This is a genomic window from Cobetia sp. MC34 (genome assembly GCF_018340035.1).
In the GTDB taxonomy this organism is placed as follows: Bacteria; Pseudomonadota; Gammaproteobacteria; order Pseudomonadales; family Halomonadaceae; genus Cobetia; species Cobetia amphilecti.
Map to the genome: position 1 here is coordinate 107,996 of NZ_JADPPY010000005.1, position 20,491 is coordinate 128,486.

The window sequence follows — 20,491 nt, forward strand, 5'->3', positions numbered from 1 at the left end:
ACCTTTCACTTGCGTGTCTGCCCGGCGGGCAGTCGCCAGTTGACCTGAATCACTCATGCCTCACCCTTACCTCGCTCATCCCTCAGTCAGGCTCTCCAGCGTGCAGGCCGAATTCATGCAAGACAGGCGAGCGCTTCCGGTTGATGTGCGAGGTTGATGTGCGAGAGACAAAGGAAAAGGCCCGAACAGGTGTCGGGCCTTTTCATTGCCGTCATCGCTTTCGATATCGGGGCATCGGCATCGGGGCATCGGCATCCGCCTCAACCCCCCGTCGGGGCGAGCAGACGGCACAGGGTGCGCATTCTGCCCATTCGGCATCAGACTGTCACCTTGCAATCGCGTTCCAGTGCCGCTCAGGAAGTCGCAAGTTGCGGATCTTGCGGGTCTTTTTCTTCTTGAGTCATGGCCTCATCACCCACCTCACCGACACTGGGCAGCACCTCGACCAGACCGCAGGTCATGCGCTCCTTCTCGGCGGCACGCGCACGCGCCAGCGCCTCACGCAGGGGTTCCAGACGAGGATGCGGCGCTTCGCCCGCCTCGCCGGCCGGCAATTCCCATGGCAAGGCGTGCGCCATCTCCCACAGCGAGTATTGACTGAGATCACGCCCGAGCACCCATTGGCCATCCTGGGTCTGGCTGGCGATGTTCTCGGCGATCAGCGGCTTGAGCACACGACGGTAACGACTGCCCAGCACTTCCGTGAGGCGATCATCGGACAGCGGCTCACCGCGCTCATGGGCATCCTTGAGCAGCATCACGGCGCCGAGGGTCTGCCAGAACGGCGGCCAGCGATGCCAGTCAGCATTGGAGCGCTCGCCCATCCAGGCCGCGACTTCCGCCCCCAGTAGCACGATGCACCAGGACAGGAACACCCACAGCAGGAAGAGCGGCACGGCCGCGAAGGCACCGTAGATGGCCTGATAGGACGGGAAATGCGTCACGTACAGTGAGAAGCCCGCCTTGGCCAGCTCCAGCGCCAGCGCCGTGGTCAGCGCGCCGACCGCGGCGTCACGCAGGCGAACCTTGCAGTTGGGCACCGCGGCATAGATGAAGGTGAAGGCCGCAGCGCTCAACAGCGGCGGCAACAGACGCAGCAACAGGGCCTTGCCGCCCAGCATCTCGGCGGCCGAGTCGAAGAAGGACAGCGAGGTCAGAAAGGACGACAGCAAAAAGCCCGAGCCCAGCATCAGCGGCCCCAGCGTCAGGACGGCCCAGTACATCAGGAAGCTCGACAGTCCCTTGCGCCCTTTCGGCACCTGCCAGATGGCATTGAAGGCGCCTTCGATGGTGATCATCATCATCACCGAGGTCACGAACAGGAAGATCAGACCCACCGAGGTCAGATTGCGCGCCTGATCGGAGAATTCGTTGAGATACTCGAGCACCGTGGCGCCGGTCGAGGGCAGAAACTGGGAGAACACCGTGGTCTGCAGTTGATCGCCCACGCCGTCAAAACTCGGAATGACGGCGAACATCGCATAGATGACCGTCATCAAGGGCACGATGGCGAACAGCGTCGTATAGGTCAGTGCCGACGCGGTCTTCTTGCCGTCGTGATAGTTGAAACGTGATACCAGCTTGAGGATGACGCCGATGGCGGGCATGACCCGCGAGATCCCTGGCAGTTGTGGCATTCTTGTGCGCCCCTCTACAATGCGTGCCTGATTCATTCGCCACCGCCGGCCATGGTCAGTAGCGCTTGCGTGAAACCCATCACCTGTCCGGAAACGGAGACAGTCATGTCAATATTGAAACTCTACCATAACCCACGCTGCTCCAAGTCACGGGAAACACTGGCGCTTTTGACCGCGCGCCTCGAGGGCGATGCCTTCGAGACCGTCCGCTACCTGGAAGATCCCCTCGATCGTGAGCAGCTCGAGGCCCTGGCCGCCCGAGTGGAAGGCGGCGCGCGGGCTCTGACTCGTGAGAACGAAGCCGAGTGGAAGGCACTGGGCCTTGTAGACCCCAGCGATGCGCAACGCCTTGACGCGATTGCCGCAACGCCGAAATTGATGCAGCGGCCGATTCTCGATGATGGCACGCGTGCCGTCATCGGTCGCCCGCCCGAAGATGTGCTGGTGCTGTTGAGCGACGCCTGATCCCCTGATGACAGGGTGTGCTCACGCAAGCCCCGCTTGCCCCTTTCGATAGATTGTCATCCACCTGAGGAAGCTCATGTCCGCAACGACCCCCGACGCGACGCCGTACGTCCTCGTCCTCTATTACTCGCGCCATGGTGCGACCCGCACGCTGGCCGAGCAGATCGCCGCCGGCATCGAGTCCATCAGCGGTGTCGAGGCACGCCTGCGCCGGGTGCCCGAGATCTCGGCCACCTGCGAGCAGACCGAGCCGGAAATCCCCGACAGCGGGGCCATGTACGTCGAGCTGGACGACCTGCGTCACTGTTCGGGCCTCGCCCTGGGCAGCCCGACCCGCTTCGGCAACATGGCGGCGCCGCTCAAGTACTTCCTGGATTCCACCAGTGAACTGTGGATGAACGGCGCCTTGATCGACAAGCCTGCCACCGCCTTCAGTGCCTCAAGCTCTCTGCATGGCGGTCAGGAAACCACGCTGATCACCATGCTGATCCCGCTGCTGCATCATGGCATGGTGTATGCCGGTGTGCCCTACAGCGCCACCGAGTTGCTCGAGACCACCCAGGGCGGCACGCCCTACGGCACGACCCACGTCAGCGGCAAGCGTGGCGACAACGATGTCGATGACAACGAACAGCGCCTGGCACTGGCGCAAGGCAAGCGTATCGCTCGCCTGGCACTGGCAATGCAACCTCTCAGGGAGACGAAATAGATGCGCGCCTGGCTTGAACGACTGGAACGTGAGCAGGGCCTCGATACGCTCGAAGCCAAGAGCCGTCGCGGTGTGATCGCAAGTTTTGCGGCCGTCGCCCTGCTGCTGCTGATCGGCGGCATTCAGCTGATGGCGCAGAGCGAGAACAGCGGCCTGCTGCCGCTGTTGATCCGCCTGCTGCCCATCGCACTGTTTCTGCCCGCCATCTTCACCCGCCGGGCACGTGGCCATGTCTGGCTGGCCTTCGTCAGCCTGCTCTACATCATGCAGGGCGTGATGCTGGCCGGTGTGCCTGGCCACGCCGTCATCGGCGTTCTGGAAGCACTGGCGGCACTGGGACTGTTCATTTCCAGCATGGCTTACGCCCGTTTCCGCTCACGCAACCTCAAGCGTCAGCCGCAGGTCTGATCAAGCCCTGGCCTCTCCATTGCCCGCCCTTCTCGTCGCGCCTTGTTCGACTTAAATAGCCGACTAGAATGGCGGGTATCGGTTTGCGCCTTCCCACGGCGGCTTGCCGCTTTCCCCGCCGCTACCCACTGCTTTTCCCAGCGTGTCTCCTCAACCATCGCGAGCCGCCCATGCTGTATCGGCTTTGCGAGTTGACCACAGCGAGGCTTTGCCATGATCAGCCTGACAACACACTTGTCTTTTCCGCGCCCTGCGGGCATTTCGCGCAACCGCCTGACCACTGGCGTGCTGGCGGCTGGCGCGGTGCTTGCCAGCCTGTTGGCGTCGCCTGCGGCACTGGCTGACAAGACGGAAGATGCCATCCAGTATCGCCAGGCAGTCTTCCAGACGCTGGCGTGGCAGTTCAGTCCGATGGGTGCGATGGTCAAGGGCAAGCAGGACTATGATGCCGAGGAGTTTCGCACCCGCGCCGAGCGACTGGCGCTGCTGGCTCAGATGCCATGGGAGGGCTTCATCGCCGGTTCCTATGACGGTGATACCGACGCGCTGAGCAAGATAGAGAGTGACCGTGCAGGCTTCGACGAGCGTGCAGAGGCGCTGATGACCCAGAGCCGGGCATTGGCCGACGCCGCCGCCAGTCAGGACCTTGACGCCCTGCGCAGCCAGTTCGTCGAGACAGCCAAGACCTGCAAGGGCTGTCATCAGCAGTATCGCGCTGACTGATATAGCCAAAGCTCCGTCAAGACGCAAAAGCGCCGCCATGAGATTGCTCGTGGCGGCGCTTTTGCGTCTTGGCATACTTGAGGGCGAAAGTGAGAGCGAAAGCATGAGTGAGAACGAGCAGAGCTTACGGCAACTGCGCCCCCTGCCAGATGACCAGAACGGCAATGCCGATCGCCAACCCCAGTGCGAGCCACCTGCGTGTCCCTGAAGGTGATACTGGCTCGCCCTCATCCACTACCGATTCATCGCGCCTGAAATGCTTGCGGCCATGCACCATCGCCCAGATCAACCACTCACCGCGCAGACCATGCCAGACGATGGCCATCAGATGCAGGGCGATCAGCCCCCACAGCAGCGTGATATTGGTGTGATGCACCCAGGCCAGCCCCTCGGCGACACTCGCTGGGACTCGATCATGCAGGGGCCCTTCGAACAGCAGATCATCGGTCAGAAACAGACCGCTCGATCCCTGAATCGCCAGTACCAGCAACATGGCCAGCGTCATCCAGCCACCCAGGGGGTTATGGCCTGCATGGCGTGGCGCGCGCCCCGCCAGAAAGTCACCGGCGTAGCGCCAGGTCGTGCGCGGTGACGCCACGAAGCGGCTGAAGCGAGCATGCCCGCTGCCCACCAGCCCCCAGATGACGCGAAACACCACCAGCCCGATCACGCAATATCCCAGCCGTGCATGCCAGACCATCGGAAAATCGAGCCCTGCGCCCACCTCGGCGGTGTACCACATGCCGATGATCGCCAGGATCAGCAGCAGGTGAAACAGCCGGATGGCCAGCCCCCAGATCACGACTCTGCGCAGCGGCGAAGGCTCACCCTGATCATGAAGCACCGTCTCAGACGAGGACTTGCGGAATCGGTTCGAACTCATCCTGATGACTCCCTCAGCGAATGAACCTTTGATGGCACGACACGTGATCAGGCAGCGATAGGCAGCCAACGAGCGACTACAGGCCAGTATAGGTGGCCGTGACCTGGCGACCCACGGTAAATCAATCGGCCGTGGCGCCATGAGACATGTGAAATATCAGTAATGAAGCGCTGATTCAGCACTTTCCACTGCCAGCTGCCACCTTGGCAGCATCGCCTGACGCTTGATGACATTATATGCTGCGTAGATTGTCTGCAGCTTGTGGGGACTCGGCCTCTTGAAGGCCCCCTGCATGTGCCGCCCGTCTTCACCTCGCCTGCGCAGAACGGAACTCTCGCCATGTCATCGCCTTCCACGGCCAGTACCTCGCATGCCTCTCGGGGCGACACCCCCGGTGCGGGCTCGCCTCCCCGGCAGCCAGTCAGCGGTCGCCACTTATGGCAACAGGCACTCAACCAGACCCTGCCGGTGATGTTCGGCTATATCCCGCTGGGCGCTGCCTTCGGCGTGCTGTTCACCCAGCTGCCGTTGAGCCCCTGGCTGGGCCTGCTCATGTCATTAGTCATCCTGGCCGGAGCCGGCCAGTTCCTGGCGGTAGCGTTGCTCGGTGCAGGCGCCGGCATCACCGAGGTCTTCGTGGCCACGCTACTGCTCAATTCGCGCCACCTCTTCTACGGCCTGTCGCTGCTGGAGCGCTTCCGCGCGGCGGGCCTTGGCAAGCTCTACCTCATCTTCGGGCTGACCGATGAAACCTACTCACTGCTGGCCAGCCTGCCGCGCAGCGGCGAGCGCGAGGATCCCGTGGCGCGCCGTGATGACCAGCGCCTGATGTTACGCATCACCTTCCTCAACCAATCCTGGTGGGTACTGGGGACGCTGCTGGGTCTGGCAGCCGGACAGCTCAGCTTTGACAGCAGCGGTATCGAGTTCGCGTTGACGGCGCTGTTCGTGGTGCTGGGCATCGAACAGTGGTTCGCCCTGCGCGAGCGCTGGCCCTTCATGCTCGGCCTGCTGGTCACGCTCGCGGGCCTGTGGCTGCTGCCGGAAGACCAGCTGTTGCTGGGCAGCATCGCGGCAGCCTGCGCTCTCCTGCTCGGGCAATATCATTACCAGCGTGGCAAACAACAGCCACACGGCAAGCACGCCTCGCGTGACGATCATCACCATCAAGGCAAGTCTGGCGCGTGCCAGACTGAGCACAATCAAGCCTCGGAGCACACCACCCCATGACGACCCTGCAGGCCTTGCTGTTGATCGCCGTGTCAGCCGGTGCGACCTTCGCCACGCGCGCGCTGCCCTTCGTTTTTCTGTCCCGCCATTCGGCCCATCCGCTGATTCTGCATATGGGCCGCTATCTGCCGGCCATCGTCATGGTCGTGCTGATCATCGTCTCGCTGTCGGCCATGCAACTGCCTGACATGTCAGAGTCCGCGCACCGCATCTCGGCCTGGCGGAGTTGGCTTGAGAGCGCCGAGGGCGCCGGCATGCTGGTCGCGGCCCTCTGCGTGGCGGGACTGCATCTGTGGCGACGCAATGCGCTGCTCTCGATTGCCGTCGGTACCGGGCTTTACATGGCGTGGCTGCAGCTGGGCGGTGTCTGAGGCTTGCGATCCAGCACGTGAGCGGTCACAGTCATGTCATTACATGAGCAATTCATCAAGGGAGCCCACCATGAACCGCGATATCGCCGATGTGCGCAGAACCTATTCCGGTGATGGCCTGAGCCTTGCGAACACACCGCTGGAGCCCTTCGAGCTGTTTCAGGAGTGGTTGACCAGCGCCCTGTCCGCCGATGACAACGACGCCAATGTCATGACGCTCTCCACCGTCGACAGCCAGGGCAAGCCGCATGCGCGCATCGTGCTGCTCAAGGGCTGCGACAGTGAAGGCTTCATCTTCTATACCAACTATCAGAGCCACAAGGGCAGCGAACTGGCCAATGTGCCCTTCGCCGCGCTGACCTTCTGGTGGCCCGCGCTGGAGCGCCAGGTGCGTATCGAAGGCAGCGTCGAGAAGGTCGCGGATGCCACCTCCGATCAGTACTTCGCCTCACGCCCCAAGGAAAGCCAGCTGGGCGCCTGGGTCTCCCAGCAGAGTGTCGAGATTCCCGATCGTGAATGGCTCAGCGAGCGTCAGGGTCGCTTCGAGCAGGTCTATGCCACCACCGAGGTGCCGCGTCCGGAGCATTGGGGCGGCTATCGCGTAGTGCCTGAGATGATCGAATTCTGGCAGGGGCAGCCCTCGCGCCTGCACGATCGCGTGCGCTACCAGCGCCTGGACACCGAAGACGGCGAATGGCACAAGCAACTGCTGGCGCCCTGAACCGCTAGCCAGTCTCTGCCGCTAGCCAGTCTCTGCCGCTAGCCAGTCTCTGCCGCTAGCCAGTCTGTGCCGCTAGCCAGTCTGTGCCGATAGCCAGTCTGTGCCGATAGCCAGTCTGTGCCGATAGCCAGTCTGCGCCACAACAGGCGCTCTTCTCGAGGCTCCGCTCATGCGGGGCCTCTTGCGTTGCCGTTCGGGTTGCCGCTTGTGTTATCGCTTGCGCTATTCCTTGAGACCCCACGGTGCAGTTTCGCGCGGTCAGCGGCTTGCCCTCGCTGGACACAAACCGGACAATGGCCGCCCTTTCGGCCTCTCGAACGCCAGTCGGCCTGCGCCCTTCACCAGTGCACCCGACATGGCCTGCGATGCCAGACACGCTCAGATTGGAGGCTTCATGGCCTGGGATGACAGCGGCACCCCCAAGGTGGCACGTCAGACACTGGTAGACCGTCTGCTGGCCGGCTATACGCCGTCCGACAGTCATGGCATCTCGCTGGTCGATCACGCCGTGGTCGGCAATGTGCTGTATACCGTGCTGGAACATCCTCACGGCCATACCTTCATTCGCCAGCACCTGATGCAGGCCCCCAAAAATGGTGACCCCAGCCGCTGGGAATACCATATCCGTGACGAAGGCACGCCAGACATTCCGCTGCAATGCCCCGAGGAGCTGCTCGATCAGTCGACAGCGCCCGGTGAGATTGCCGCCCAGTGGCGCGCCGACACCCGCGCGGCGCGTGATGCTGCCGCGGCGCGCAAGCGCAAGATCAAGAAGCTCAAGAAGGGTGAGCTGCTGACCGCGCTGGATGGCAGCCAGGTGATCTTCGTGCGCGCCTTCACCGCCAGCCTCTTCATCGGTCGTGCGCCAGAGGATGGTGAGGACGATGAGTACGAATATCACTGGCAGGATATCTCGCTCTAGACCACTTTGGTGCTCTAGACCGCGCCAGCGCTTGCGCCCTTGCCGTTTCGCCCCGATTCCCTGACGTCACTGACGAGCCCTTATGCAGCCACAAGCCGACCCGTTCATCGTTCCCGTCTGCCACGAAACCTACGCGGTGCTGTACGCCGACGATGACATCCTGCTGATCCACAAGCCCAGTGGCCTGCTCAGCCTTTCCGGCAAGCATCCGCTCAATCTGGATTCGCTGCATCATCGCCTGGTCAAGGAATATCCCAGCGCCAAGTTGCTGCATCGGCTGGATTTCGGCACCTCGGGCATCATGCTGGTCGCGCTCAACAAGCCGGCCAACGGCAACCTGACCCGCCAGTTTCAGGACCGCAACATCGGCAAGTCCTACACTGCGATCCTGCATGGCCACCTTGCGGAGGACAGCGGGCGCATTTCGCTGCCCATCGCCAAGGACGTCGACCAGTTCCCGCTGCAGAAGATCTGCCACGAGACCGGCAAGACCGCCATCAGCGATTTCCGCGTCATCGAGCGCCTGGAGAATCCGGCGCGCACGCGAGTCGAATTCACGCCGGTGTCAGGTCGCACGCATCAGTTGCGCATCCATAGCCAACAGATCGGCCACCCGATCCTGGGCTGCGATCTCTATGCGACGGATGAGGCCTTCTTCATGGCCGAGCGCCTGATGCTGCATGCCGAGATGATCAGCTTCGATCACCCGGTGAGTGGTGAGCGCATGGAAGTGCGCAGTCCCTGTCCTTTCTGAGCCTGCCCGTTCTGATCAGGTCAGGCTGAGCCAGTCCGTTCTGAGCCATTCCGCTCCCGCTCGCCCGGGGTGAGCGACGCGTCTTTTGCAGGCACACAACGAAACGCCCCCACAGGAGACCCTGTGGGGGCGTTTCGTCATTCATGACTCAGCGAGTCATGCGTCAGGCATCACTCAGCCGCGGCCGGCAGCCATTCCTTGACGATATCCTGATGGCTTTCCACCCACGCCTTGGCGGTTTCGTAGGGGTCGGCGTCATCTTCCTGATTGTTGAGCATCACTTCGCCCATGTCAGCCGGCGTCCAGGCGAAGTTGTCGAGAATCGCGTAGACCTCCGGCATGTCTTCCTCGAGTCCCTTGCGCGCCAGGGTGTGAATCTCCTCGGCACCGCCGTAGACGCCCTTCGGGTCATCCAGGTACTTGAGGTCCCAGCGGGCGAACATCCAATGCGGTGTCCAGCCGGTAACGACGATCTCACGCTCACCCTTGATCGCATTGCTCAGCGCGGCGGTCATGGTCGCGCCGCTGCCGGTGGTCAGGTCGATGTCCTCGAGATCGTAGTCCTCAAGCACCTGCTCGGTCAGACGCGTCAGACCTGCGCCCGGCTCGATGCCGACGATGCGCTCATCGATATCCTCGGCGTGGGTCTTGATGTCGTCGATGGTCTCGAGCTTGCTATAGGACGGCACGACCAGCCCCAGCTTGGTGCCTTCGAGATTGACGCCCAGGTCGTCGACCTTGTCGGCGATCTTGGCCATGTAGTCTTCGTGGGTGGTGGGGAGCCACGCACCGACCATGCCATCGGCATCGCCGAAGGCGACTGCCTGGAACATCGCCGCCGCAGACAGCGCCTTGAGTTCGACGTTGTAGCCCTGTGATTCGAGCACCGCCTTGACCACATTGGTGGAGGCGACTTCAGAGGACCATTCGACGTAGGCCAGCGTCACATCGCCCTTGTCACCGGCGGCATACACGGCGCTTGCGCCGGCCAGTGAGGAGGACATGACAGCGCCGAGCAGCAATGCCTTGGTGGCGGCATTCATCTTCGCGGTGACGTTCAAGGTAGTGCGGGAGGCATCTTGATTGTTCATCATTTTCCCCTTTATTCGAATTTACTCATTGTTTATCGAAGCACGCCTGTCGAAAAACGCGTGTCGACGGCCAACGTTGAGTCGGGTATGGAAGTGCTCGAAGCGGCCTCCGCATAGCCACAAAGCGCACGGAGGCCACTGGTGAATCCCCTTATGAACGGGGCTTCTTTTCCTTGCTGAAGGTCTGGGTCAGGCGGTCGAGCAGCATGGCCAGGATGACCACCGCGATGCCCGCTTCGAAACCATCTCCCGGACGCAGGCGCTGGATGGCTTTCCAGACCTCATTCCCCAGGCCATCGGCGCCGATCATGGCCGCGATCACCACCATCGACAGTGCCAGCATGATGGTCTGGTTGATGCCGGCCATCACGGTGGGCAGCGAAAGCGGCAGCTGCAGCTTGAAGAGCTTCTGGCTGCGGGTGGCACCGAAGGCATCGGCCGCTTCGATCAGGTCATTGGGCACCTGACGGATGCCCAGCGTGGTGAAGCGAATCGCCGGCGGCATCGAGAAGATCACGGTGGCGAAGATGGCGGAGACCGAGCCGATGCCGAAGAAGGGAATCGCCGGAATCAGGTAGACGAAGGCCGGCATGGTCTGCATGAAGTCCAGCACCGGCATGATGACCTTGTAGAAGCGGTCCGAGAGTGCCGCCAGTATCCCCAGCGGTACCGCGATGACCACGGCGACCAGGGTGGCGATCACCACCAGGGTCAGCGATTCGATCATCGGGTCCCACAGATCCAGGTTCCAGATCAGTCCCAACCCCAGTACGGAACCGATGGCCAGGCGCGTGCCGGCTAGCCGCCAGCACAGCAGCGTCACCAGGGCGATCAGCGCCCACTCGGGCAGCCACATCAGCGCATCGTTCAGGACGTCGATGCCGGTCTCGGTGAACTTGGAGATGCCGCGCGTGATGCTGGAGTAGTTGGTCGTCAGGTAATCAAGCCCCGTCTCGATCCAGTCACCCAGCTCTATCTTCGGGATGCTAAAACCGGTTGCGTCGCTCATGCGTGTGCCTCCCCTGCTTCCGCCAGTTCCGCGAGTACGGACCCTTTGATCACCACGCCCAACAGGCGGGATTGCTCATCGACCACCGCCAGCGGATGGTGATGACCGGCAAACATCGCGAACAGGTTGTGCAGCGGTTCTTCCGGCGAGACCTGACAGCAATCGGAGTGGATGATGCTCGAGAGATCGGTGAGATTCTCGCGCACGGCACGTTCGGTATCCTCGGCGGTGATGATCCCGAGCACGGTGCGATCACGACGCACCACGAACAGGCTGTCGAGGCCGTTGTCGCCCATCTTGCGCAGCGCCGTGCGCGGGCCATCATCATCGCGTGCGGTGGCTCGCACATCGGTCATCGCCGAGCGGGCAGTGAGGATGCGCGACATGTCGACGCCTTCGACGAAGCGCGCCACATAATCATTGGCCGGGGAAGTGAGGATGCTTTCGGGGGAGCCGATCTGCACAATCTCGCCATCCTTGAGCAGGATGATGCGGTCGCCGATGGAGAGGGCTTCATCAAGATCGTGGGTGATGAAGATGGTGGTCTTCTTCATCTTGTGTTGCAGTGCCAGCAATTCCTGCTGCATGTCCTTGCGGATCAGGGGATCAAGCGCCGAGAAGGCCTCATCCATCAACAGCACCGTGGAGTCGTTGGCCAGCGCTCGCGCCAGGCCGACACGTTGTTGCATGCCGCCGGAGAGCTGGCTGGGGTAGGCATCTTCCCAGCCATCAAGGCCGACCTGCTTGAGCGCATCGCGACCGCGCTGATAACAGACTTCCTTCTCCTCGCCGCGCACCTCAAGCCCGAACTCGGCATTCTGCTGCACGGTGCGGTGCGGGAAGAGCGCGAAATTCTGGAACACCATCGAGAAATGCTTGCGACGACAGCGCAGCAGCGACTTGTCATCCAGCTTGGCGACATCATCGCCGTCGATGAGGATCTCGCCCTCCGTCGGCTCGATCAACCGGTTCAGGCAGCGGATCAGGGTCGATTTCCCGGAGCCGGACAGCCCCATGATGACCAGCAACTCGCCTTCCATCACATCAAAGTCCACGTTGGAAAGCCCCAACGTCTGGCCAGTCTTCTCGAGAATCTCGGGGCGTTTCATGCCCTCATCACGCAATTTGAGCGCCTTGTCGGGCTGATTGCCGAACACCTTGCTCAGATTGCGCACTCGAATCTTCACGTCGCGAGTGTCAGTCATTGGCTTTCCTGTCGTCAGCGGGCAGGAAATATCCACGGATTCTGTCAATTACGCACTCAATCCGGCAGGGAGAATGGCTCGCCCTGCCGCTGACATCGCGCAATCTGCGCCGCAAGCATCGCTTGCCGACCTGCTGACAGAATACTGTATCATCCCCTGCGCCATTATCCATAAAGGATTCTTATATTTGTAATTACAATACAGTTTTATTGATAAGCGCTCAAACACGAACAGACGTTTATACGACCAAGGTGGTATGCCCTTGACGCTTCTTGCTGATACCTCCCTGAATCACGATATTGCATGTTGTTATTGATCTATTGCTCTCCCTCCCCTGACGCATTGCGTGTTGCCGAGAACCGCCTGGCAAGTCTGCGCATGCGCACATGAACAACCTCCGCACACACCTATCAACAAGCCCAGGCACACGCCTATCAAATAAGCCCATGCACCAACAAGGTGCGTCAGGCCTTGGCTTCCAGCCTCAGGCTCTGCCAATCACTTACCGGCTCGTTGAGACGGATGCTGGCATCAATGACCTGCTCCTCCATGTTGTAGCGACAGGTGAAGCCAAGGTGCTTCATCAAGGCGCGCATCGGGTGGTTGTCGATCATGATCTTGCCGACCATCTCCAGCGTGCCCAGCGAGCGGCAATAGCGCAGCATCTTCTCCATCAGCAGGCTGCCGATTCCCTCGCCCTGCATGTCATCCCGGATGATGACGGAGAACTCGGTGCGAATGTTGTCCGGGTCATTCCATACCCGTACCACCCCCAGCATCTCGCGCTGCGGCGACTCGCCTGACTGGGCTTCCACTTCACGCTCGGCGATGAAGGCCATCTGGCGGTCGTAATTGATCTGGGCGAGCAACGCGAGATCTCGCTGCGTCAGCGCCGCCTTGTGGTGGAAATAGCGGAAACGAATGCTTTCCTCGGAGAGCCGCGCATGGAAGGCCGTGATCAAGGGCGCATCCTCGCCGCGTATCGGGCGCACCTCGACGTGCATGCCATTGTCCAGCGACACCCATTCACGCAGCTCCTCCGGGTACGGCATGATCGCGAAACGAGCCGGTTTGCCGAGATCCAGCGCGAAATCCACCGCCACGGCTTCCTCGCGGTTGAGCAACAACGGATTGATTTCCAACCCTCTTATGTCAGGCAAATCCGATGCCAACTGTGAGAGCTTGATCAACAGCGTGCTGACGCGCTCGAAATCGCGCTCCGGGTCCGGCGAGTGCTCGGCGATCAGGCGGGAGGCATGGCTGCGCGAGATCAGCTCACGCGCCAGTGTCATGTTGAGAGGCGGCAAGGCGACCTGGCGGTCCGCCAGCACATTGACCTTGTAACCGCCGATGCCGAACACGATCACCGGGCCGAATTCGTCATCGCGCGTGATGCCTGCGCTCAACTGCAGCGAGTGTTTGCCACGCTGCATCGGCTGCAGGCAGAACTCATGAATGCGCGTGCGCTCGTGGTCACTGCGGCCGCGCTCGGCATCGCCCTCCGCCACCTTCTGGGTGATGCGGCGAATCGCCAACGCGATATCCTCCGGACCGGAAAGGTCCTGCACCACGCCGGAAGACAGCCGCTGTGGGTAGCGGCGATAGCGGAACGGCTGGCTGTTGTGTTCATGCACCACGCGCAGCGCATAGGGGCCCTGGCGAGAAGGCTTGTCGTCATCCGTGGCAGAACGCTGCAACTCGACGATGGCACGCGCGCCTTCGGCAGCGTCGAGCACATAGCGACTGGGCGCGGTCGCGATGCCGTAGGTATCGAGCACCTGCGCCGTCTCCGAGTGGGTCAACCATTCCCGGCCGGCACGCCGCGCGCTGTGCACCAGGTCATGGGCGCGGGCGCGGATCTCGGCGCTGGTCGAGAAGGCCAGGCTCGGCGGCGTCTGCTGCAACAGTGTCTGCACACGGTGGTAATCGACCATCTGCAGGAAGGCCTTGACGCCCTTCTCTGGTGACAGATAGGTCGGGATGCCGGCCAGATGGCATTCATGGCGGGCCGAAAGTGCCTGTTCGAGTCCCATCCAGCTGGTCAGCAGGTTGCGTCGGAATTGCTTGCGATGCGCCACCAGCGCCTCGGCCGTCGCCCGTGAGGGAGCAAGGCGTGTCGGCGCATGCACGACCAGCACGGCGTCCACGCCACGGTCATTGGCCACGATGTTGACCGCGGCCAGGAAATCTTCCGGCGTGGCATTGCCGCCCAGATCCACCGGATTGCGGCCCGGCAGGCTGACATCCAGCTCGGCCTTGAGCAGCGCCTGGCGGCTCTCCTCGCTCAGCTCGGCCAGCTTGCCGCCGCCCGCCATCAGCTTGTCGATGGCCAGCAAGGCCGGGCCCAACCCATTGGAGACGATCGCCAGTCGATCACCGCGCAACGGCTTCATGCGATTCAGCGTCTCCAGCGCATCGAACATGTCTTCGCTGTCATTGACGCGCACCACCCCGGCACGCGCGAGGGCAACATCGACGATCCGGTCGCGATTGGGCACGCCACGTGTGACATGTGTGCCGAACAGGTCGGCTTCCGGGGTACGACCGCTCTTGATCGCCAGCACCAGCCGATTGCGGGACGCCTCGCGCAGCGCGGTCATGAAGTGCATCGGGTCGTGAATGCGCTCCAGGTGCAACAGCAAGGCCTGTGACGGCCCGTACTGGTTCAGATAGTCGATCAGATCGGGCAGCATCACATCGACGCTGTCGCCCAGGGTCACCAGATGCGAGAAGCCGATGCCGCGCCCCGCCGCCCAGTCGATCATCGCATTGCCCAGCATCCCCGACTGGCCGAGATAGGCGACCTTTCCCTTGGCCACTGGCTGCCCGCTGAAGGAGGCATTCAGGTGGCGGTTGGGCACGCAGATGCCCATGCATTCCGGCCCGAGCAGGCGAATCCCACTGCCACGGGCGGCCTTGAGCAACCGACTGTTGAGGCTTTCCTGGTCACGGTGGGTACGCGGGACTTCGACACCCGGCTCTCGTGCCTGCGAGGCATCCAGCACGTCGTCCGTGCTGTCGGCGATCCGCGGGTAGCGCTCGGCGCTCGACGCGGCAGGCTCGCCGGCCTCATCCAAAGGCGACGACTCGGTGGCGAAGGGATCGGGGCCTGGCTTGCCCGTACTGGATCTGTGAATGCCGGGCAGACGCGGGGCAGAGAAGTTCAGCCCGTCGCGGCGTGACAGCATCTCAAGCCCCTTGCCGGTGACGCGGGCCAGCGAGCTGACCGGCGTCGGCGCGACACCTCCCGAAATCAGCAGCGCCGCCTTGACGCCGCGCCGGCCCAGCTTCTCGACCACACGCGGCAAGGTATCCGGGGGTGAGCACAGAATGGCCAGGTCCGGCACCTGCTCCAGCTCACTGACCCGCTTGACGCACGCCACGCCATGCACCGTCTCATATCCCTTGGGGTTGACCACCGTCAGGGCGCCCTTGAAGCCCCCTTCAAGCAGATTGCGCAGTACCTGCCCGCCCAGTGAATGCGGCTTTTCCGAGGCGCCGATCACCACGATACTGGCGGGCTCGAAGAAATTGCGCAGAAATCGCGTTCCCATAGGCTTGTCCTGTCAGCGGTTGCGCCTCGTCAGCGCGATATGAGCAGCATGCCGCGAAAGCGCAGGTCTGAACAGCCATCCTCGCGCCCTTCATGCGTGAAACAAGGTAGACCATCGGCGACTGGCTCATGCCATTGACGACTCTTACTGTTACGTCATAGTGCAGACCATTATGACCCGCACACTCACGCAGGCATGCCGATGATCACCTCCTACATATCCCATCGCGACTGCGGTCAGCATTTCATGGGCCCCACCCATCCCGAGAGCCCACTGCGTCTGCAGGCCATCGAGCGTCAGCTGGCGCTGAGCGGCGTGATTCAGCATGTCCAGCAATACAGTGCGCGAGCGGCAACGCTTGAGCAGCTGGCGCGCGTGCACCCCATGCGCCACCTGCAGGCGTTGGAGAAATGCCCGCCCCAGGCCGGGCAGCTGCTGACCATCAACGAAGACACCGTGATGTGTGCCGATAGCCTGGTCGCGGCGCGGCTGGCCGCCGGCGCGGTGGTACGCGGAGTCGACCAGGTGATGCGCGATCAGGCCGACAACGTCTTCTGCGCCGTGCGCCCACCGGGCCACCATGCCGAACGCGCCGATGCGATGGGCTTCTGCTTCTACAACAACGTGGCGGTGGGTGCCCTGCACGCCCGCCAGCATTACGGCGTGAAGCGGATCGCGATCCTCGATTTCGATGTGCACCAGGGCAACGGCACCGTCGATATCTTCAAGCATGATCCCGATACCCTGGTGTGCTCCTCCTTTCAGGACGCCATGTACCCGTGGCGCTACCTGGAGAGCCGCTGGGAGCACATACACAACACGCCCCTGAGCGAAGGCAGCGGCTCACTGGCCTTCCGGCGCGCCATTGAAGCCCAATGGCTGAAGAAGCTCGATGACTTCAAGCCGGAGTTGATCCTGATCTCGGCGGGCTTTGACGCGCACCGTGAAGACCCGATGGCGGAACTGTGCCTGGAAGATGACGACTATTACTGGGTCACCCTGCTGGCAATGGATGTCGCGCGGCGTCACTGCCACGGGCGTATCGTCTCCGTGCTGGAGGGCGGGTATTGCCTGGAGGCGCTAGGGCGCAGCACGGAGGCGCATCTCAAGGCGCTGGCGGGCTTGCCGATGCAGGATGGCCTCGATGCACGTGCCGGCAGCCAGCACCCATCAGCCCAGCTCCCTTCAGAGCCACCGGCTTCTGAGCAACCCACGTCAGAGCGACCCGAGTCAAAGAAACCCGAACCAGACCAGCTCGATCTCGCGCCTCCCACCGTGGATGCCCTACCACCCCGCTCCGCCTCTGGCACACCAGACAGCGTACAGCCGCCGCTTTCCAAGCCCGCCGAGGATGAGCGTGATCACCCGCTATTCTAGCGCCTGGCTGTTCTAGTGCCCGGCTGTTCTAGCGCTGGGCATCCCCCGCACCGGTGACTTTCACTCCTGGCGCACATCACACCTCACGACAGGTTTCCCGCAGCCAGGAAACCTGTCGCTGCATCAAGGGAGTACCAGCGAGCCTTAGGTATCGCGAACAGCCATGTCGCGGACAGCCATGTTGGCTACGTGTCGGGATGATGCGCTCTTGCCATGCTGTGATAAGCTGGCGATAAAGTTTCCGATAGTAAACTTTATCGCCAGCTGACAGCGCTGCGACACCCGATATCGTGCGCCGCCAATATCACGCCCATAGCGAAGCCACTCACATGAGCACACCGACAGACAAGGACGCCGCCGTCCGGATCGCCTCCGGCCGCAAACCCTTCGTTGAGCCCCTGAAGCTTGGCGAACGCGTGAAGCAGATCCGCCTCTCCCATCATTGGACGCTGGAAGATGTCAGCCAGCGCACGGGGCTGGCACGCTCGACATTGTCCAAGATCGAGAACGAGCAGATCTCGCCGACCTTTACGGCGGTCCAGAAGCTGATTCATGGTCTGAACATCGACCTGCCACAGCTGCTGAGCCCGCCCAAGCGCCAGAGTGGCACTCTCGGGCGTCGCGACCTGACGCGCGTCGGTGATGGCAAGTCACACCCGACACCGACCTACGAGCACGAGCTGCTGTCCTGGCAGCTGGCGCAGAAACGCATGATTCCCTTCAAGACTCGCGTGCGCGCGCGCAGCTTCGATGACTTCCCCGACTGGGTGCGTCACGACGGCGAGGAGTTCCTGATGGTCTTGGCGGGCAGCATTCTGCTCTATTCGGAATTCTATGAACCCTTGCCGCTGGGCGATGGCGACAGCATCTATTTCGACTCCGACATGGGTCATGCCCTGGTTTCTACCAGCGAAGAAGATGCCATCGTGCTGTCGGTGTGCACTCGCAATGATTCGGATCCGAGCTGAGCTGATTTGAAGTGAGCTGGGCTGTGTTGAAGTGAGCTGGGCTGTGTTGAAGTGAAATAAACCAAGTAACGCGCTGGCAAGAAGCTAAACCGGAAAGATAGCCTTAACGCGAGCGCCACCTGGCCGGTCCATTCGAAACAATGACTTGCTTTACCATGCTCGCCGTCAGCCCGAAATAAAAAAATCGCCCACTAGCCATGCGCTAATGGGCGATTTTTTTTGGATGTCGCACTTATGGCTTCTGCCGAGTCCTGACCACCAGCACTCGCTGGGCGTTCAGTTTATCGAGCGTCTCATTACAGAGCGCCTCAATCGTGCTGTGCGGCATCGCCGCGCCAGATCAACTGACCGCATTCGCGCAGATCATAGCCGCCGAGGGATTGCGCCAGCTGGATACCATTCGGCGTCGCCAGATAGTCCAGTAACCCCTGGAATAGATCGCGGAAATAGACATTGCGCGGCACCACCAGATCGAAGGCCTCTTCACAGACCGGAACGAAGCCGAGGCCGAACTCATTGGCGGCCGACAGCGTACCGGGGCCGACGTCCACCTCGCCCCGCGCCACCATCGAGGCCACTTCACGCTCGGAATAGGCGATCGCCAGAGTATTGAGCTGCTCGGCACGCATCTGATGGCCAGACAGCCACTCCTGCAGGAAGCGCTGCGAACCCGCCCCCTCCTGTCGCACCGCCCAACGCCGCTGCGAACCGAACAGGCCGCTTGGGTCGATGGACAGATGGCGATCATCATTGCGGATGATCAGCCCCTGGGTACGGCGCGCAAGCCGCACCATCACCCATTGGCGATAGCCATCGTGACCACGAATCAGCGCCGGGTGACGCAGCGCCGCCTCCTCCGCGCGCCCCCAGTGAATGGCGCAGACGTCAGCACGCCCCTGGCTGAGCAGATCAAGCCCCAGACGCGTGCCGGTGACGCTCATGCCATAGAAGGAGCTACCGGCATGCTGCTGATTGAGGCGCATGGAGAGCGCAGCCAGCAGCGGGTCATCACTGCCGGTGATCATTAGGCGATCCGCCAGCACACCATGATGGCTGGACTCGAGAATCCATTGCTCCACCAGGCGCCGCGGAAACAACCACTTGCCGGTCACCTTGGTCGCCGGCATGGTCCCGTCACTGGCCAGCTGATAGATCTTCTTCTCGTTGAGGTGCAGCAGGCGCGCGACTTCCTGCACCGTCAGAAAGGGGTTGTCGTGGGGGACGGGAGCCTGCCGGCCGGTGGCCGCATTCAGGGGCTCGCCTGAAGACTCAGCGACAGAGCCACCTGAAGGCGCGCCGAGTTCAGAGGAAAATCCCTGTGAGGGTATGACGCCCAGCGGCGAAGAAAGACGACTCATCACTGCGCCCCCTTGTCATATCCGGCTGCGCCGTCTGCTGAAGATGGCTTGCCTGACGCATCATGGCGCGATGACTTGAGAGCGTCGCCGGCACGCAGCGGCGGGATGGCGTCCAGCACCAGCCGCCCGGCAGGGTCCACCGCCTGGAAGTGGCGCCCCTTGGCGCGCGCGATCAACAACACGCCAAAGCGTTCCGCCAGCTCCACCCCCTTCTGCGTGACGCCGGAGCGTGAGACCAGCACCGAGATCCCCGCCTGAGCCACCTTCAGTACCATCTCGGAGGTCAGGCGGCCGGTGGTGTAGAAGATATTGGCCCCTTGATAATCACTGTCATCATCACTCAAGGGCGCCAACCAGCTCAGCCCCGCCAGCGTATCGACGGCGTTGTGGCGGCCGACATCCTCGATGAACGCCAATACCTCATCATCTCGACACAGGGCGCAACCGTGAACCGCACCAGCCTTGCGGTAGGTCGCGTTGTGCGCCGCCAGCGCCTCCAGCAGGCGATACAACAGGGCCTGACTGAAGGGGCCTGCGTCCAGCGCGGCCAGTGATTGGCGCTCCAGCAGATTGCCGAATACCGTGCCCTGCCCACAGCCGGTGGTCACGGTGCGCTTGCCGAGGCGCTGCTCGATATCCTCAGGCAGATGACGCGTCACCACCGAGGCGCTCTCGACTTCCCAGTCCACCTGCAGCGCTTCGAGGTCCTCAAGCTCACCCAGCAGTCCCTGATTGCGCAGATAACCGGCCACCAGCGCCTCAGGTTCGGCACCCAGGGTCATCAAGGTGACGATCTCGCGCCGATTGAGATAGATGGTCAGCGAGCGCTCGGCGGCAATGGACTGCCGATGGCGCTCACCGCGCTCATCCATGACTTCGATGTCCAGCGTAGTGGGTAGTGTGGCGCGACTGATCGCTGGCCGTGCAGAGGGCATCATGAACTCGGGTCTCCCTGATCGAGCCGGTTGGAATGGCAATTCTTGCGCTGAATCGCCGTAGAGTACCAGTCTGATGGCAGAGCTGTCCCCGCACTGACTCACGGTGACCCTGATATCGCATGCGCCGGCATGTATCTTGCACACTAGCACCATCGCAGCATTCTTTTC

18 protein-coding genes and 1 pseudogene are annotated in these 20,491 nt (G+C 62.2%); 11 read left to right on the forward strand and 8 right to left on the reverse strand.

Features of this window, described 5'->3' with window-relative positions; genetic code table 11:
- Positions 1 to 353: 353 nt before the first annotated feature.
- Positions 354 to 1,637, reverse strand: coding sequence for a YihY family inner membrane protein (locus tag IZU87_RS04515; protein WP_213113809.1), 1,284 nt, complete (start codon positions 1,635 to 1,637; stop codon positions 354 to 356).
- A gap of 105 nt (positions 1,638 to 1,742) precedes the next feature.
- Here IZU87_RS04515 and IZU87_RS04520 point away from each other — a divergent pair, with 105 nt between their 5' ends.
- The 4 genes from IZU87_RS04520 to IZU87_RS04535 all read left to right on the forward strand — a co-directional run bounded on the left by IZU87_RS04520 (position 1,743) and on the right by IZU87_RS04535 (position 3,942).
- Positions 1,743 to 2,102: an arsenate reductase family protein gene (locus IZU87_RS04520; protein WP_043333573.1), complete on the forward strand. Its 360-nt coding sequence runs from the start codon at positions 1,743 to 1,745 to the stop codon at positions 2,100 to 2,102.
- Between the two features lie 76 nt (positions 2,103 to 2,178).
- Positions 2,179 to 2,811, forward strand: a complete 633-nt coding sequence (gene wrbA, locus IZU87_RS04525; RefSeq protein ID WP_043333572.1) for an NAD(P)H:quinone oxidoreductase — start codon at positions 2,179 to 2,181, stop codon at positions 2,809 to 2,811.
- Entirely contained in the window at positions 2,812 to 3,219 is a 408-nt protein-coding gene (locus tag IZU87_RS04530; protein ID WP_213113810.1) for a DUF2069 domain-containing protein, read from the forward strand.
- Positions 3,220 to 3,453: 234 nt separating this feature from the next.
- Complete coding sequence (locus IZU87_RS04535; protein ID WP_213113811.1) at positions 3,454 to 3,942, forward strand: c-type cytochrome; 489 nt, start codon at positions 3,454 to 3,456, stop codon at positions 3,940 to 3,942.
- 124 nt (positions 3,943 to 4,066) lie between these two features.
- On the opposite strand, the gene IZU87_RS04540 is transcribed toward IZU87_RS04535, so the two are convergent.
- Positions 4,067 to 4,825, reverse strand: coding sequence for a cytochrome b/b6 domain-containing protein (locus IZU87_RS04540; RefSeq protein ID WP_213113812.1), 759 nt, complete (start codon positions 4,823 to 4,825; stop codon positions 4,067 to 4,069).
- 339 nt (positions 4,826 to 5,164) lie between these two features.
- On the opposite strand from IZU87_RS04540, the gene IZU87_RS04545 reads away from it, so the two are divergent.
- The 5 genes from IZU87_RS04545 to IZU87_RS04565 all read left to right on the forward strand — a co-directional run bounded on the left by IZU87_RS04545 (position 5,165) and on the right by IZU87_RS04565 (position 8,823).
- Entirely contained in the window at positions 5,165 to 6,055 is an 891-nt protein-coding gene (locus IZU87_RS04545) for an AzlC family ABC transporter permease (RefSeq protein WP_213113813.1), read from the forward strand.
- The gene (locus IZU87_RS04550) at positions 6,052 to 6,426 is read left to right on the forward strand and encodes a branched-chain amino acid transporter permease (protein ID WP_213113814.1); all 375 of its coding nucleotides are present in this window, start codon (positions 6,052 to 6,054) and stop codon (positions 6,424 to 6,426) included. Before IZU87_RS04545 ends, IZU87_RS04550 begins: the two co-directional genes overlap by 4 nt.
- A 70-nt stretch (positions 6,427 to 6,496) precedes the next feature.
- A complete protein-coding gene (gene pdxH / locus IZU87_RS04555) occupies positions 6,497 to 7,147 on the forward strand; it encodes a pyridoxamine 5'-phosphate oxidase (RefSeq protein WP_043333565.1) in 651 nt (216 codons plus the stop codon).
- A gap of 394 nt (positions 7,148 to 7,541) precedes the next feature.
- Positions 7,542 to 8,069 carry a hypothetical protein gene (locus IZU87_RS04560; protein WP_213113815.1) on the forward strand — a complete coding sequence of 176 codons (528 nt, stop codon included), beginning with the start codon at positions 7,542 to 7,544 and terminating at the stop codon, positions 8,067 to 8,069.
- A gap of 82 nt (positions 8,070 to 8,151) precedes the next feature.
- Positions 8,152 to 8,823 carry an RluA family pseudouridine synthase gene (locus IZU87_RS04565; RefSeq protein ID WP_213113816.1) on the forward strand — a complete coding sequence of 224 codons (672 nt, stop codon included), beginning with the start codon at positions 8,152 to 8,154 and terminating at the stop codon, positions 8,821 to 8,823.
- A gap of 170 nt (positions 8,824 to 8,993) precedes the next feature.
- Here IZU87_RS04565 and IZU87_RS04570 read toward each other — a convergent pair whose 3' ends face one another.
- The 4 genes from IZU87_RS04570 to IZU87_RS04585 form a co-directional block, all read right to left on the reverse strand.
- The gene (locus IZU87_RS04570; protein ID WP_249330434.1) at positions 8,994 to 9,914 is read right to left on the reverse strand and encodes a glycine betaine ABC transporter substrate-binding protein; all 921 of its coding nucleotides are present in this window, start codon (positions 9,912 to 9,914) and stop codon (positions 8,994 to 8,996) included.
- A 151-nt stretch (positions 9,915 to 10,065) separates the two neighbouring features.
- Positions 10,066 to 10,923 carry an ABC transporter permease gene (locus IZU87_RS04575; RefSeq protein WP_213113817.1) on the reverse strand — a complete coding sequence of 286 codons (858 nt, stop codon included), beginning with the start codon at positions 10,921 to 10,923 and terminating at the stop codon, positions 10,066 to 10,068.
- Positions 10,920 to 12,128, reverse strand: coding sequence for a quaternary amine ABC transporter ATP-binding protein (locus IZU87_RS04580; RefSeq protein ID WP_043333554.1), 1,209 nt, complete (start codon positions 12,126 to 12,128; stop codon positions 10,920 to 10,922). The genes IZU87_RS04575 and IZU87_RS04580 overlap by 4 nt, the downstream gene beginning before the upstream one ends.
- A 464-nt stretch (positions 12,129 to 12,592) precedes the next feature.
- Complete coding sequence (locus tag IZU87_RS04585; protein ID WP_249330435.1) at positions 12,593 to 15,682, reverse strand: bifunctional acetate--CoA ligase family protein/GNAT family N-acetyltransferase; 3,090 nt, start codon at positions 15,680 to 15,682, stop codon at positions 12,593 to 12,595.
- Between the two features lie 201 nt (positions 15,683 to 15,883).
- Between IZU87_RS04585 and IZU87_RS04595 the strand changes: the two are divergent.
- Positions 15,884 to 16,816: pseudogene (locus IZU87_RS04595) on the forward strand (histone deacetylase family protein); the annotation flags it as partial.
- A 572-nt stretch (positions 16,817 to 17,388) separates the two neighbouring features.
- A complete protein-coding gene (locus IZU87_RS04600; RefSeq protein WP_043333550.1) occupies positions 17,389 to 18,027 on the forward strand; it encodes a helix-turn-helix domain-containing protein in 639 nt (212 codons plus the stop codon).
- A gap of 308 nt (positions 18,028 to 18,335) precedes the next feature.
- Here IZU87_RS04600 and IZU87_RS04605 read toward each other — a convergent pair whose 3' ends face one another.
- Both IZU87_RS04605 and IZU87_RS04610 read right to left on the reverse strand, forming a co-directional pair.
- Positions 18,336 to 19,385, reverse strand: a complete 1,050-nt coding sequence (locus tag IZU87_RS04605) for a substrate-binding domain-containing protein (protein WP_175088730.1) — start codon at positions 19,383 to 19,385, stop codon at positions 18,336 to 18,338.
- On the reverse strand, positions 19,385 to 20,320 hold the full coding sequence (locus tag IZU87_RS04610) for a formate dehydrogenase accessory sulfurtransferase FdhD (protein ID WP_175088852.1): 936 nt from the start codon (positions 20,318 to 20,320) through the stop codon (positions 19,385 to 19,387). Before IZU87_RS04610 ends, IZU87_RS04605 begins: the two co-directional genes overlap by 1 nt.
- Positions 20,321 to 20,491 lie beyond the last annotated feature (171 nt).